The sequence below is a fragment of the Pseudomonas sp. CFSAN084952 genome (genome assembly GCF_009648855.1).
Taxonomy (GTDB): Bacteria; Pseudomonadota; Gammaproteobacteria; order Pseudomonadales; family Pseudomonadaceae; genus Aquipseudomonas; species Aquipseudomonas paracarnis.
The window spans coordinates 5313286-5327987 of record NZ_CP045767.1; the positions used below are offsets into that span (position 1 = coordinate 5313286).

Genomic DNA, 14702 nt, shown 5'->3' on the forward strand with positions numbered 1-14702 from the left:
GCCTCTTTGACGGTTTTTTGTTGTTATGTCCGTGCTGCTCTCTGGTGGAGCAGCGCCAAGGCGCCGCAGGCTCTACTCTGCGGCAGACGGGAGTGAGGATGGCACGCCCTCGGGCGCCGCGCCAGTCTCGCGGCGGCCTTTCTACGGGTATGAACGTGATGTTTGCGACAGAACGGGTGGTATTTACGCCAGTAACGGCGGAAGTTCTTTGTTCAGCGCCAGTTTTTCCATGACAGCGCTGCCGGTCAGTGCATAACCCAGCAGACGGCCGCTGGCATCGCGGCACAGGGCCTTGATGTCGGCACCCTGCCCTTCGACGCTCCAGACGCCTTCGGTGCCTCGTGGCGCAGGTGATACCACCAGCGGGCAGACCGGGGTTTTCACGGTGATGGGCATCGGCCCATAGCTCACCGCCGTGGCATTGCCAGCCAAGGTTTGTGCCAGGGCGCGAGCGCAGCTCATCAGCGGCATCACGTACAACAGGTTCAGGCCATCGACCTCGGCGCAGTCGCCCAAGGCGTAGATATTAGCGTGGGAGGTCTTGAGGTGACGGTCCACCATGATTCCGCGGTTGATTTGCAGGCCAGCGGCTGCGGCCAGGTCTACGCGTGGGCGCAGGCCGATGGCGGACACCACCAGGTCACAGTGGATCACTTCGCCGTCCGAGAGGTGCGCTTCAAGGCCATCAGCGGCGCGTTGCAGGCGATTGAGCACCGGGCCCAGGTGAAAGCGCGCGCCGATGCCTTCGAGCCCGGCTTGCACCGCGGCGGCCGCCGCCGGGTGCAGCAGGGTCGGCATGACTTGCTCACAGGGCGCGACCAGGTCGATTTCATAGCCGCCCAGGATCAGGTCGTTGGCAAATTCGCAGCCGATCAGGCCGGCGCCGAGCAGCAGCACGCGCCGTTTGCCAGCAGCAGCGGCACGAAAGCGTGCGTAGTCTTCCAGGTCGTTGATCGGGAAAATCAAATCAGCCGCATCGCCTTCGACCGGTACGCGCACGGTTTCTGCGCCCCAGGCCAGGACCAGGTCGCGATAGGTCACCGCTTCCTCGCCGATCCACAGACGCTTGTGGCCTGGGTCGATGCCGCTGATACGCGTATGGGTGCGCACCTGGGCCTTGAGCTGCTCGGCCATGGCGCCGGGTTCGGCCATGCTCAGGCCATCGGCTTCCTTGTTCTTGCCAAAGCCGGTGGAGAGCATGGGCTTGGAGTAGGAGCGTCCGTCATCGGCAGTGATCAGCAGCAATGGGGTCTCGCTGTCGAGCTTGCGAAACTCCCGGGCGACGTTGTAACCGGCCAATCCTGTGCCGATGATCACGACAGGTGCGTTCATTCCTTTCTCCTTGTAGTACGTTTCTTAAATTCGGGATTACGCGATTTCGATCATTTCGAAGTCCGACTTACCCACGCCGCAGTCCGGGCACAGCCAGTCTTCCGGGACGTCCTGCCACAGAGTGCCTGGTGCAATACCGTCATCCGGCCAGCCGTCCGCTTCGTTGTAAATAAGGCCACAGACGATACATTGCCACTTCTTCATTACGTGCTTCCTCAGGTTCAGGCGTGTTGGCCGGCGGTCGATGGATCCAGCGTTGCCGCGCGGCTCAGGGCGTTTTGTACTGATCGGGGCCGGCAGATGCAAGCACGTTCGACGCAAACGGCCGGTTTGGCGCGGCAAAAGTTCAGGGTGCCATGGTAAGCTCGCCGCCTCTTTTGCTGCCAATACTGACTCACCGTGCCGCACTCAATCGCCCTTCCCGATGCTTGCCAATGGCTGACCCAGAGCCTTCTGAGCCCCTTGCCCACGCCCTTGACCCTCAACTGGCTATTTGACGAAGGCTCGCTGACGCGACGGCTGACGTGGCTGTCCAACGAGGCTTTCAGCGTGACGCCGCTGTTCGAAGGCTGGCAACCGTTGCGCGATGATGAATGCGCCGCCCTGGACCTGCCGCCGGCCAGTATCGGCTGGGTACGCGAGGTGTATTTGCGCGGGCACGGCCTGCCTTGGGTGTTCGCCCGCAGCGTGGCGGCCCGCAGTGCTTTGCAGGGCGATGGCCTGCACATGGACGAGCTGGGCAGCCGTTCGCTGGGCGAGTTGCTGTTCTGCGACCGCGCCTTTACCCGCCAGGCCATCGAAGTGTGTCACTACCCTCGTGCCTGGCTGCCGACAGCGAACCAGGCCGATAATCTGTGGGCGCGCCGCTCGCGCTTCGACCGCGGAGCGCTGAGCGTGCTGGTGGCGGAAGTCTTTTTGCCAGGTTTCTGGCGCGCGTTGCACGATCATCCGGAGAACTGCTGATGTACCAACGTCTGCTCAAGTCCTTGAACCGCCTGAACCCCAGGGCCTGGGATTTCATTCAGTTGACGCGCATGGACAAGCCCATCGGCATCTACCTGCTGCTGTGGCCGACGCTGTGGGCCCTGTGGATCGCCGGCAAGGGTTCGCCGTCGCTGATCAATATCGTGATTTTCGTGCTGGGCGTGGTGCTCACCCGGGCCGGCGGCTGCGTGATCAACGACTGGGCCGACCGCAAGGTCGATGGCCATGTGAAACGCACCGAGCAACGCCCGCTGGTGAGCGGCAAGATCAGTTCGAAAGAAGCGCTGGTGTTTTTTGCCGTGCTGATGGGCATCAGTTTCCTGCTGGTGCTGCTGACCAACGCCAGCACCATCCTGCTCTCCCTGGGCGGCCTGGCTCTGGCGGCGAGCTACCCGTTCATGAAGCGCTACACCTATTACCCCCAAGTGGTGCTGGGCGCAGCGTTTTCCTGGGGCATGCCGATGGCGTTTACCGCCGAGACCGGCCATTTGCCTGCCACCGCGTGGCTGCTGTACATCGCCAACCTGTTGTGGACGGTGGGCTACGACACCTATTACGCCATGACCGACCGCGATGACGACTTGAAGATCGGGGTGAAATCCACCGCCATTCTGTTCGGTGACGCTGACCGCGTGATCATCCTCACCCTGCAAGGCCTGGCGCTGGCATGCCTGTTGCTGGCCGGCGCGCGGTTCGAGTTGGGCGGGTGGTTCCACCTGGGGTTGCTGGCGGCAGCGGGCTGTTTTGTCTGGGAGTTCTGGTACACACGGGACAGGGACCGCATGAAGTGCTTCAAGGCGTTCTTGCATAATCACTGGGCGGGGTTGGCGATTTTTGTCGGGATCGTGGTGGATTACGCGGTTCGCTGAGGATTCTGTGGTGGCTGTTGGGACGCCATCGCAGGCAAGCCAGCTCCCACATTTTGACTGTATTCGCAGATCAAAAAATGGGGAGGGGCTTGCCTCCGATGGATTCAGCAGCGCCGCAGACTTAAGGCTTGATGATGTGCCAAACGCTACCCTTGCCATCACCGGTCTTGTCACCGGCTTTCTTGTCGTCCTTGTAGGTGTAGACAGGCTTGCCTTTGTAGGCCCACTGGCTGGTCTGGTCGTCGCGGGTGATCACCGTCCAATCGCCGGTCTTGGTGTCAGTGGACTCTGCCTTCAGCGGTGGCCAGTTGGTCGCGCACTGGTCCTTGCACACTGATTTGCCATCAGCGTCCTTGTCGAAGGTATAGAGCGTCATCCCCTTGTGATCCACTAACATCCCGTCTTGGGTCATCGCCGGCTCTGCCGCAAACGCCAGGCCTGGCAGCGTCAACACCGCAGATACCAGCAGGGCTTTCCAGGAAACAGTGCTGTAAGTCATCGGAACCTTCCTTTGTGGTTGTCAGGATTCGGACCCAAAGGGTAGTCCAGAGTGCCGTTAATTGCCCAAGCGACTAAATTACTGTCACACGACTGCAATAATTCCGTTATCTAATGCGGCGCAAGACAGTTAAATGACAAGAGGATTGAGCATGGTTGGCAGGAGCATTCTGATCGTTGACGACGAAGCGCCCATTCGCGAAATGATCGCCGTCGCGTTGGAAATGGCCGGCTATGACTGCCTGGAGGCGGAGAACTCCCAGCAGGCCCACGCCATTATCGTCGACCGCAAGCCGGACCTGATCCTGCTCGACTGGATGCTGCCCGGCACCTCAGGCATCGAGTTGGCCCGCCGTCTCAAGCGTGACGAGCTGACCGGGGATATCCCGATCATCATGCTCACCGCCAAGGGCGAAGAGGACAACAAGATCCAGGGCCTGGAAGTCGGCGCCGATGACTACATCACCAAGCCGTTCTCTCCACGGGAACTGGTGGCGCGCCTCAAAGCCGTGCTGCGCCGCGCCGGCCCGACCGATGGCGAAGCGCCTATCGAAGTCGACGGCTTGATCCTGGACCCGATCAGCCACCGCGTGACCATCGACGGCAAGCCTGCCGAGATGGGACCGACCGAATACCGCCTGCTGCAGTTCTTCATGACCCACCAGGAGCGTGCCTACACCCGTGGCCAACTGCTCGACCAGGTATGGGGCGGCAACGTCTATGTGGAAGAGCGCACTGTGGATGTGCATATCCGCCGCCTGCGCAAAGCCTTGGGCGATGCGTACGAGAATCTGGTACAAACCGTGCGCGGCACCGGCTATCGGTTTTCTACCAAAGGCTGAGCCAGTCCCTTCCTCCCTTAACAGCTGACAAGGACGCATGTTTAAGTGAACCAGAACTGGCACGGCACCCTGATCCGCCACATGCTTCTGTTGATCACTGCCTGCCTGCTGGTCGGGCTGATCAGTGGCTATTACGGCTGGAGCCTGGCCGCCGGCATCGCGTTGTACCTGGGCTGGACCCTCAAACAATTGCTGCGCCTGCATGAATGGCTGCGCCAGCACAAACCCGACGAAGCACCGCCCGATGGCTACGGCCTGTGGGGCGAGGTGTTCGACAGCATCTACCACCTGCAACGCCGCGACCAACGGGTACGCGGGCGCCTGCAAGCGGTGATCGACCGGGTGCAGGAGTCCACCGCCGCACTCAAGGACGCGGTGATCATGCTCGACAGCGACGGCAACCTCGAATGGTGGAACCGCGCCGCCGAGACCCTGCTGGGCCTCAAGACCCCTCAGGACAGCGGCCAGCCGGTAACCAACCTGGTACGCCACCCGCGCTTCAAGGAGTACTTCGAGCAGGACAACTACGAAGAAGCCCTGGAAATCCCCTCGCCCACCAACGACCGCGTGCGCATCCAGCTGTACCTGACCCGCTACGGCAACAACGAACACTTGATGCTGGTACGTGACGTGACCCGTATCCACCAGCTGGAACAGATGCGCAAGGACTTCGTCGCCAACGTCTCCCACGAGTTGCGCACGCCCTTGACGGTGATCTGCGGCTACCTGGAGACGTTGCTGGACAATGTCGATGAGATCAACCCGCGCTGGAGCCGCGCCCTGCAGCAGATGCAGCAACAAGGCTCACGCATGCAAACCCTGCTCAACGACCTGCTGTTGCTGGCCAAGCTTGAAGCCACGGACTACCCCTCGGATAACCACCCCGTGGCGGTGCAGAGCCTGTTGCAGACGATCAAGAACGATGCCCAGGCGCTCTCAGGCGAACGCGGGCAGCAGATCACGCTGGAGGCCGACCCAACCGTATTGCTCAAGGGCAGTGAAGGCGAACTACGCAGCGCCTTCTCCAACCTGGTGTTCAACGCGGTGAAGTACACCCAGGACAAGGGCAATATCCGCATTCGCTGGTGGGCCGACGAGCATGGCGCACACCTGAGTGTGCAGGACTCGGGTATCGGTATCGACGCCAAGCACCTGCCGCGCCTGACCGAGCGCTTCTACCGTGTCGATTCCAGCCGTAACTCCAATACCGGCGGCACCGGGCTGGGCCTGGCCATCGTCAAGCATGTGCTGCTGCGCCATCGGGCCCGCCTGGAAATCAGCAGCGTGCTGGGGCATGGCAGTACCTTTACCTGCCATTTTCCGCCGGCGCAGGTAAACCGTTCGCGAGCGGTCGAGGCCGATGATTAAGTGGAAGTGAGCACGGCCCACTGTGGGAGCTGGCTTGCCTGCGATGGCGGCGGGTCAGCCAAATTATCGGTAGCAGGCAGACCGCCATCGCAGGCAAGCCAGCTCCCACACGGGTTCTGCGACACGACTTTGCAGCCCCGCCCGGCAGCGGGCACTAGGCAAGCGCCCCGTCAGCCGCTACATTGGCCGACTTGCGCCTGCCTTTCAGGCCTACCTGTCACCCTTATTGAACACACGGAACCTGCAAAACCCCATCATGGACCCTTCCCCTGGCATCACCCTCGCTACACTCTTCGCCGATTTCGGCATGATTCTTTTTGCACTGATCCTGGTACTGCTCAACGGTTTCTTCGTTGCGGCGGAATTTGCCATGGTCAAACTGCGCGCCACCCGCGTCGAGGCCATCGCCCATAAGAACGGCTGGCGCGGGCAGATCCTGCGTACTGTGCACAGCCAGCTCGACGCCTACCTGTCGGCTTGCCAGCTGGGTATCACCCTGGCGTCCCTGGGCCTGGGCTGGGTCGGTGAACCGGCCTTTGCGCACATCCTCGAGCCGATGCTGGGCGCGGTCGGCGTGCAGTCGCCGGAAGTGATCAAGGGCGTGTCGTTCTTTGCCGCCTTCTTCGTGATTTCCTACCTGCACATCGTGGTCGGTGAACTGGCGCCCAAATCCTGGGCGATTCGCAAACCCGAGCTGCTGTCGCTATGGACGGCCGTGCCGCTGTACCTGTTCTACTGGGCGATGTACCCGGCTATCTACCTGCTCAACGCCAGTGCCAACGCGATCCTGCGTATCGCGGGCCAAGGCGAGCCTGGCCCCCACCATGAGCACCATTACAGCCGCGAAGAACTCAAGCTGATCCTGCACTCCAGCCGCGGCCAGGACCCCAGCGACCAAGGCATGCGCGTACTGGCCTCCGCCGTGGAAATGGGCGAGCTGGAAGTAGTGGACTGGGCCAACTCCCGGGAAGACCTGGTGACCCTGGACTTCAACGCCCCGCTCAAGGAAATCCTCGCGCTGTTCCGTCGCCATAAATTCAGCCGCTACCCAGTGTATGACGCGGTGCGCAACGAGTTCGTCGGCTTGCTGCACATCAAGGATTTGCTGCTGGAACTGGCGGCCCTGGACCATATCCCCGAATCGTTCAACCTGGCCGAATTGACCCGTCCATTGGAACGCGTATCGCGACATATGCCGTTGTCGCAACTGCTGGAGCAGTTCCGCAAAGGCGGCGCGCACTTCGCCCTGGTGGAAGAGGCCGACGGCAAGATTATCGGTTACCTGACCATGGAAGACGTGCTGGAAGTGCTGGTGGGCGATATCCAGGACGAACACCGCAAGGCCGAGCGCGGCATCCTCGCCTACCAGCCCGGCAAACTGCTGGTGCGTGGGGACACGCCGTTGTTCAAGGTGGAACGCCTGCTGGGCGTCGACCTGGACCACATCGAAGCCGAAACCCTGGCCGGCCTGATCTACGACACGCTCAAGCGCGTGCCGGAAGAAGAAGAAGTGCTGGAAGTTGAAGGCTTGCGGATCATCATCAAGAAGATGAAAGGGCCGAAGATCGTATTGGCCAAGGTCTTGCTGCTGGACTGACTGCAAGCGCAGTGCTGTGTGTGGGAGCGGGCTTGCCCGCGATAGCGGTGGGTCAGCCAGCGCATCGTTGACTGAGAGATTGCTATCGCGGGCAAGCCCGCTCCCACATGGACTAAGCGTCGCCTTGAAGGGTCACGCACCCGGCACGAAATGCTTCTGCGCCGTGCCACGGGCGATCAGGCGGGAAATGTAGTCCAGCTTCTGCGCATCCTGGTCGATAAAGCGGAAGGTCAGCTGCAACCAGTCGCTGTCGGGCTTGGGCTCGTAGGCGACGATGGCGTGCAGGTAGCCGTTGAGCCGTGCGACTTCGGCGTTGTCGCCCTGCTCAAGGTCGAGCACGGCGCTTTCCAGCACCTGAGGCAGGACCTCGCCACGCTTTACCACCAGCAACGCTTCCTTGATGCTCAGGGCCTTGATCACGCATTGCTGGGTGCCGCTTGCGAGGCGCAACTGGCCCTGACCGCGACTGCCAGCCGGCGCCGCTGCGGCGGGGGCCTTGACTGGCGGTGTATTGAGCAAACCTTTGCTGGGCGCCGCCACCGGGGCCGGCTTGACCGCTTCGGGTTTGCCGCCGGTCAGGGCGCTCAGGGAGTCGTTGCCAAAGGCTGAGTTCATCTTGGTCGGCGCGCTGGCAATCAGCGCATCGAGGCGACCGATCTTGTGCAGGGCTTGCTTGACCTTGTTCAGCAACTGCTCGTTGGTGAACGGCTTGCTGACGTAGCCGGAAACGCCGGCCTGGATGGCCTGCACCACGTTTTCCTTGTCGCCACGGCTGGTCACCATCACGAACGGCATGGCCTTCAGGTGCGCTTGCTCGCGGCACCAGGTCAACAGCTCAATACCGGACATTTCCGGCATTTCCCAGTCACACAGCACCAGGTCGAAGGTTTCGCGCATCAGGATGGATTGCGCCTTTTTGCCGTTCACCGCATCTTCGATCTTGATTCCGGGGAAGTAATTGCGCAGGCACTTCTTCACCAGGTCGCGAATAAACGAGGCGTCATCCACCACCAACACACTGACTTTACTCATCGACCCTTCATCCTATAAAAACGTCTGCAAAACGCCTGACTGATGGCATTTTGCCAAAACTCGCGGGTCACAGAAGGACTTTATGGCGCCTGCTGTGCAAAAAATTCAGATGCCACAAACGAAAACGCCCGGCCAGAGGCCGGGCGTTAATTTCTCGGGCAACCTTACTTATCGTCAGATTCGCCCGAAACATTAGGGATTAGATCAGCAGTCCCTTCAACTTCGGCTTTCATGCGCTTGAGGCCCATGTGCCGCACATCGGTGCCGCGCACCAGATAAATCACCAATTCCGAGATATTGCGCGCGTGGTCGCCGATACGCTCCAGGGAGCGCAGCACCCAGATAATGTTCAAGACCCGCGAGATCGAGCGCGGGTCTTCCATCATGTAAGTGGCCAACTCGCGCAGCGCGGTCTTGTATTCGCGGTCGATGATCTTGTCGTACTGGGCCACCGACAACGCCAGTTCGGCGTCAAAGCGGGCGAAGGCGTCGAGGGCATCACGCACCATGTTGCGTACCTGGTCGCCGATATGGCGCACTTCCACGTAGCCACGGGGTGCTTCACCCTCTTCGCACAGCTGGATGGCGCGGCGGGCAATCTTGGTGGCTTCATCACCGATGCGTTCCAGGTCGATCACCGACTTGGAAATGCTGATGATCAAACGCAGGTCCGAGGCCGCTGGCTGGCGGCGGGCAAGAATGCGCAGGCACTCCTCGTCGATATTGCGTTCCATCTGGTTGATCTGCTCGTCAATCTCACGCACCTGCTGGGCCAGGCCCGAGTCGGCCTCGATCAGCGCGGTGACCGCATCATTGACTTGCTTCTCCACCAGCCCGCCCATCGCCAGGAGGTGGCTGCGCACTTCCTCAAGCTCGGCATTGAACTGCGCGGAGATGTGGTGGGTAAGGCCTTCTTTGCTAATCATGTTGGCGTCCTTGGAGCGTCCGGTAAGGTGCGGAAAACCGCAGCGTCAGTGCAATCAGAACCACAGCTTCCTAGCCGTAGCGACCGGTGATGTAGTCTTCGGTCTGCTTCTTCGCCGGATTGGTGAACAGGGTGTCGGTGTCGCCGAACTCCACCAGCTTGCCCATGTACATAAACGCGGTGTAGTCGGAAACCCGCGCCGCCTGTTGCATGTTGTGGGTCACGATGACGATGGTGAACTTGGACTTGAGCTCGTAGATCAGCTCTTCGACTTTCAGGGTGGAGATCGGGTCGAGGGCCGAGCACGGTTCGTCGAGCAGCAGCACTTCCGGCTCTACGGCGATGGTACGGGCGATCACCAGACGCTGCTGCTGGCCGCCGGACAAGCCGAGTGCCGATTCGTGCAGGCGGTCCTTGACCTCGTCCCACAATGCCGCGCCCTTGAGCGCCCACTCAACGGCTTCATCGAGGATGCGTTTCTTGTTGATACCCTGGATACGCAGGCCGTAGACCACGTTTTCGTAGATGGTCTTGGGGAACGGGTTGGGCTTCTGGAACACCATGCCCACGCGGCGACGCAGCTCGGCCACGTCCTCGCCCTTGCGGTAGATATTGGTGCCGTAGAGGTTGATCGCGCCTTCCACACGGCAACCGTCCACCAGGTCATTCATGCGGTTGAAGGTACGCAACAACGTCGACTTGCCGCAGCCCGACGGGCCGATAAAGGCGGTCACACGCTGTTTTGGGATGTTCATGCTGACGTCGAACAGCGCCTGCTTGTCACCGTAGTACAGACTCAGGCCCGGTACTTCGATGGCCACGGTTTCCTGGGCCAGGCTCAGGCTCTGCTTGTCGCGACCCAGGGCAGACATGTTGATGCCGTGGGATTGGGTTTCGTGTTGCATGGGATGCTCCCTGTGCTACCAATTCATTCGTTGAACCGCCGGGGCGGCTTACTCAAATTCTGTGTCTGTGGGAGCTGGCTTGCCTGCGATGGCATCACTGCGGTCTTACTGATACACCGCGTCGTCTGCATCGCAGGCAAGCCAGCTCCCACAGTGGATCGCATTAGCTGTCCAGCGCTTTGTATTTTTCGCGCAGGTGGTTACGAATCCACACTGCCGACAGGTTGAGCGTGGCGATCACCAGCACCAGCAGCAAGGCGGTGGCGTACACCAGAGGCCGTGCCGCTTCGACGTTGGGGCTCTGGAAGCCGACGTCATAAATATGGAAGCCCAGGTGCATGATCTTCTGATCCAGGTGCAGGTACGGGTAGTTGCCGTCCAGCGGCAGCGACGGCGCCAGTTTCACCACACCCACCAGCATCAGCGGCGCCACTTCACCGGCGGCGCGGGCCACGGCGAGGATCATGCCGGTCATCATGGCCGGGCTGGCCATCGGCAGCACGATCTTCCACAGCGTTTCCGCCTTGGTCGCGCCCAGTGCCAAGGAGCCTTCACGCACGGTTCGAGGGATCCGCGCCAGGCCCTCTTCGGTGGCCACGATCACCACCGGCACCGCCAGCAGCGCCAGGGTCAGCGAAGCCCAGAGCAGCCCCGGCGTACCGAAGGTCGGCGCAGGCAGCGCTTCAGCGAAGAACAGACGATCGACCGAGCCCCCCAATACATACACGAAGAAGCCAAGGCCGAACACGCCGTAGACGATCGCCGGTACACCGGCCAGGTTGTTCACGGCGATGCGGATGATGCGCGTCAAGGTGTTCTGCTTGGCGTATTCACGCAGGTACACCGCGGCCAGTACGCCAAACGGGGTCACGATCATTGCCATGATCAGGGTCATCATCACGGTGCCGAAGATGGCCGGGAAGATCCCGCCTTCGGTGTTGGCTTCCCGTGGGTCATCGCTGAGGAATTCCCAGACCTTGCTGAAGTAGAAACCGATCTTGGTCATCGTGCCCATGGCGTTCGGCTGGTAGGCGTGCACCACTTTGCCGATGCCGATTTCCACTTCCTTGCCGTTGCCGTCACGCGCCGTCAGGGCGTCGCGGTTGAATTGGGCATGCAGGTCGGCCAGGCGCGCTTCGATGTCCTGGTAGCGCGCATTCAGCTCGGCGCGGTCGGCGTCCATGTCGGCCTGGGCGGCAGCGTCGAGCTTGCCTTCCAGTTCCAGTTTGCGACCGTGCAGGCGGATGCGCTCCAACCCGGCGTTGATCGCGCCAATATCGGTTTTTTCCAGGCTCTTGAGCTGAGCGGCCAGCTTGTTCACGCGGTCCACGCGAGCTTGCAGCTCCGGCCACGCGGCCTCGCCTTCGGCAATCACCTTGCCGTCCTGCTTGACGTTGACCAGGGTGCCGTAGAAATTGCCCCATTCACGGCGCTCAATGGCCATCAGGTTGGTCGGTTTGGTCTGGTCCTTCAACCATTCGCCGACGATCCAGGTGAAGTCGTTGCCGTTCAAATCGCGGTTGCCGACCTTGATCAGCTCACGGGTCATGAATTCCGGGCCTTGGTCCGGCACTGGCAGGCCCGCGCTTTTCAGACGCTCACGCGGCACTTCTTCTTTCTGGACCACTTCGCCGATGACGATGTGGTTGGCCTGGCCTGGCACGTTGTAGTTGGCCTGGATCAGGTCGGCCGGCCAGAAATGGCCCAGGCCCCGCACCGCAATCACAGCCAGCAAACCAATGGTCATGATGACCGCGATGGACACCGCGCCACCGCTGATCCAGACGCCGGGGGCGCCGCTCTTGAACCATCCATTCAGGGAGTTCTGTTTCACAGACTTCTACCTTTCTTAAAGCGACGAGTATTTCTTGCGCAGACGCTGACGAATCAGCTCGGCGAGGGTGTTCATGATGAAGGTGAACAACAGCAGCACCAGCGCCGAGAGGAACAGCACGCGGTAATGACTGCCGCCCACTTCCGACTCGGGCATCTCCACCGCAACGTTGGCCGCCAGGGTGCGCAGGCCCTCGAACAGGTTCATCTCCATCACCGGGGTGTTACCGGTGGCCATCAGTACGATCATGGTCTCGCCCACGGCGCGGCCCATGCCGATCATCAGCGCCGAGAAGATGCCCGGGCTGGCGGTGAGGATGACCACGCGGGTCATGGTCTGCCACGGCGTGGCGCCCAGTGCCAGGGACCCCAGGGTCAGGCCGCGTGGCACGCTGAACACGGCGTCCTCGGCGATGGAGTAGATGTTCGGGATCACGGCAAAACCCATGGCCAGGCCGACCACCAACGCGTTGCGCTGGTCGTAGGTAATGCCCAGATCGTGGGAGATCCACATGCGCATGTCACCGCCGAAAAACCAGGTTTCCAGGTACGGGCTCATGTACAGCGAGAGCCAACCCACGAACAGGATCACCGGAATCAGGATCGCGCTTTCCCAGCCATCGGGAACGCGCAGGCGGATCGACTCAGGCAAGCGGCTGAAGACAAAGCCGGCGACCAGGATGCCAATCGGCAACAGCATCAACAGGCTGAAAATGCCCGGCAGATGCCCTTCCACATACGGCGCCAGGAACAGGCCGGCGAAGAATCCGAGGATCACCGTCGGCATGGCTTCCATCAGTTCGATCACCGGCTTGACCTTGCGGCGCAGGCTCGGCGCCATGAAGTAAGCGGTGTAGATCGCTGCAGCAACCGCCAGTGGCGCCGCCAGCAACATGGCGTAGAACGCGGCCTTCAAGGTGCCGAAGGTCAGCGGGGCCAGGCTCATCTTGGGTTCAAAATCGGTGTTGGCGGCCGTGGATTGCCAGACGTATTTAGGCTCGTCGTAGTTCTCGTACCAGACCTTGCTCCACAACGCGCTCCACGACACTTCCGGGTGCGGGTTGTCGAGCAACAACGGTTGCAGCTTGCCACCCGCCTCGACGATCACACGGTTGGCCCGTGGCGACATGCCGAACAGACCCTGACCGTCGACCACCGGGTCCACCAGCAAGGTGCGATGAGCGGTGCTGTGGAACACGCCGAACTGGCCAGCAGCATCCAGGGCGGTGAAGCCTTTGCGGCGCTCTTCAGCGCTGATTTCGACGATGGGTGCAGTGCCCATCTGGAAGGTGCGGATCTGCTTCAGGCGTTGCTCGCCATCCGGGTCACGGGCCATGAACCACTGGGCCAGGCCGCCTTTGGAGTTACCCAGGATCAGCGAGATGCCGCCGACCAACTGGGTGCTGGCGGTGATTTCCGTGTCGGCGTCTTCCAGCAGCTTGTAGCGCCCGTTGAGGCTCTTGTCGCGCAGGCTGAACACGTCGGCCAGGGCACGGCCGTTGATCACGTACAGCCACTGCTGGCGTGGGTCGATGAAGATCGCCTTCACCGGCTCGGTCATCTGCGGCAGCTCGACACGCTTCTGCTCGCTGGTGACCTCACCGGTCATCATGTTTTCTTCGCGGCTCAGGGTCAGCACGTTCAAGTGCGAACCGGCGGAACCTGCCACCACCAGGGAGGTGTCGGTGGCGTTGAGCGCGACGTGCTCCAGCGGGCGACCGGCGTCATCCAGCACGATCGGCGTTTCGCCGTAGGGGTACTCGATCGCTGGGGTGATGGTTTTCTTGCCGTCGGGGTACGACACCTTATAGGTGTGGCGGAACACCAAAGACTGGCCATTGGACAAGCCGAGAATCACCAGCGGGCTGCCCGGCTGATCTTCACCAATGGAAGCAACACTGGTACCGGCCGGAATCGGCAGGTCGACACGCTTGAGCTCGGCACCGGTGTCCACGGCAAAGAACAGCGCCTGGCCCTTGTCGGAAACCCGCATGGCGACCTGGTTCTGTTCTTCGAGGGAGATCATCAACGGCTTGCCGGCGTCCTGCATCCAAGCGGGCGTCAACGCGTCTTCCTTGGTCAACGAGGCGCCCTGGAACAATGGCGCAACCACATAGGCGAGGAAGAAGAAGATCAGGGTAATGGCGGCCAGCACGGCGAGGCCGCCGACCAGCACATACCAACGGGTGAAGCGATCCTTGAGCGCGCGGATGCGGCGCTTGCGTTGCAGCTCAGGCGTATTGAAATCAATGCGCTTGGGAGGGGAAGTCGTCGTCATGGTGGAATTGGCCAGATCATTCATGCGCACACCCTAGCGATCCTGTATGACAGAAAGATGACAGTGCAGTGACGCAACAAATCCGCCGCGAAGCAGGGCTGGCAGCGGATAAAAAATTAGGGATGCAGACTGCTTATGTGGGAGCAGGCTTGCCCGCGATGGCATCAACACGGTTTCAACGCTAAACCGCGTCGCCAGCATCGCGGGCAAGCCCGCTCCCACAGAAAAGCATGCGTCTA

13 protein-coding genes are annotated in these 14702 nt (G+C 61.3%); 5 read left to right on the forward strand and 8 right to left on the reverse strand.

The annotated features are described in order from the left end of the window. Window positions 1-183: 183 nt before the first annotated feature. Together GH769_RS24290 and GH769_RS24295 are read right to left on the reverse strand one after the other, a co-directional pair. On the reverse strand, window positions 184-1332 hold the full coding sequence (locus GH769_RS24290) for an NAD(P)/FAD-dependent oxidoreductase (protein ID WP_019818134.1): 1149 nt from the start codon (window positions 1330-1332) through the stop codon (window positions 184-186). A 36-nt stretch (window positions 1333-1368) separates the two neighbouring features. Next, window positions 1369-1536, reverse strand: coding sequence for a rubredoxin (locus GH769_RS24295; protein ID WP_014720509.1), 168 nt, complete (start codon window positions 1534-1536; stop codon window positions 1369-1371). Between the two features lie 195 nt (window positions 1537-1731). Between GH769_RS24295 and GH769_RS24300 the strand changes: the two genes are divergently transcribed. Then, the gene (locus GH769_RS24300; RefSeq protein WP_032901877.1) at window positions 1732-2295 is read left to right on the forward strand and encodes a chorismate lyase; all 564 of its coding nucleotides are present in this window, start codon (window positions 1732-1734) and stop codon (window positions 2293-2295) included. Beyond that, complete coding sequence (gene ubiA / locus GH769_RS24305; RefSeq protein ID WP_014720511.1) at window positions 2295-3185, forward strand: 4-hydroxybenzoate octaprenyltransferase; 891 nt, start codon at window positions 2295-2297, stop codon at window positions 3183-3185. Before GH769_RS24300 ends, ubiA begins: the two co-directional genes overlap by 1 nt. 121 nt (window positions 3186-3306) lie before the next feature. Here ubiA and GH769_RS24310 read toward each other — a convergent pair whose 3' ends face one another. Further along, entirely contained in the window at window positions 3307-3684 is a 378-nt protein-coding gene (locus GH769_RS24310) for a hypothetical protein (protein WP_014720512.1), read from the reverse strand. A 151-nt stretch (window positions 3685-3835) separates the two neighbouring features. On the opposite strand from GH769_RS24310, the gene phoB reads away from it, so the two are divergent. The 3 genes from phoB to GH769_RS24325 all read left to right on the forward strand — a co-directional run bounded on the left by phoB (window position 3836) and on the right by GH769_RS24325 (window position 7490). After that, entirely contained in the window at window positions 3836-4525 is a 690-nt protein-coding gene (phoB, locus tag GH769_RS24315; protein WP_003195617.1) for a phosphate regulon transcriptional regulator PhoB, read from the forward strand. Window positions 4526-4606: 81 nt separating this feature from the next. Further along, window positions 4607-5893, forward strand: coding sequence for a phosphate regulon sensor histidine kinase PhoR (phoR, locus tag GH769_RS24320; RefSeq protein WP_178123077.1), 1287 nt, complete (start codon window positions 4607-4609; stop codon window positions 5891-5893). A gap of 256 nt (window positions 5894-6149) precedes the next feature. Then, window positions 6150-7490, forward strand: coding sequence for a hemolysin family protein (locus GH769_RS24325; protein ID WP_003195620.1), 1341 nt, complete (start codon window positions 6150-6152; stop codon window positions 7488-7490). Window positions 7491-7622: 132 nt separating this feature from the next. On the opposite strand, the gene GH769_RS24330 is transcribed toward GH769_RS24325, so the two are convergent. From GH769_RS24330 to GH769_RS24350, 5 genes are all read right to left on the reverse strand, one after another. Beyond that, window positions 7623-8522: a response regulator gene (locus tag GH769_RS24330; RefSeq protein WP_014720514.1), complete on the reverse strand. Its 900-nt coding sequence runs from the start codon at window positions 8520-8522 to the stop codon at window positions 7623-7625. Between the two features lie 164 nt (window positions 8523-8686). Beyond that, window positions 8687-9448 (reverse strand): phosphate signaling complex protein PhoU, encoded by a 762-nt coding sequence (gene phoU / locus GH769_RS24335; protein WP_003195624.1) that lies wholly within the window; start codon window positions 9446-9448, stop codon window positions 8687-8689. 70 nt (window positions 9449-9518) lie between these two features. Continuing rightward, complete coding sequence (gene pstB, locus GH769_RS24340; RefSeq protein ID WP_003195626.1) at window positions 9519-10352, reverse strand: phosphate ABC transporter ATP-binding protein PstB; 834 nt, start codon at window positions 10350-10352, stop codon at window positions 9519-9521. A gap of 163 nt (window positions 10353-10515) precedes the next feature. Beyond that, window positions 10516-12186: a phosphate ABC transporter permease PstA gene (pstA, locus tag GH769_RS24345; protein ID WP_020302831.1), complete on the reverse strand. Its 1671-nt coding sequence runs from the start codon at window positions 12184-12186 to the stop codon at window positions 10516-10518. Between the two features lie 15 nt (window positions 12187-12201). Then, window positions 12202-14235, reverse strand: a complete 2034-nt coding sequence (locus GH769_RS24350) for an ABC transporter permease subunit (RefSeq protein ID WP_172832677.1) — start codon at window positions 14233-14235, stop codon at window positions 12202-12204. Window positions 14236-14702: the final 467 nt, after the last annotated feature.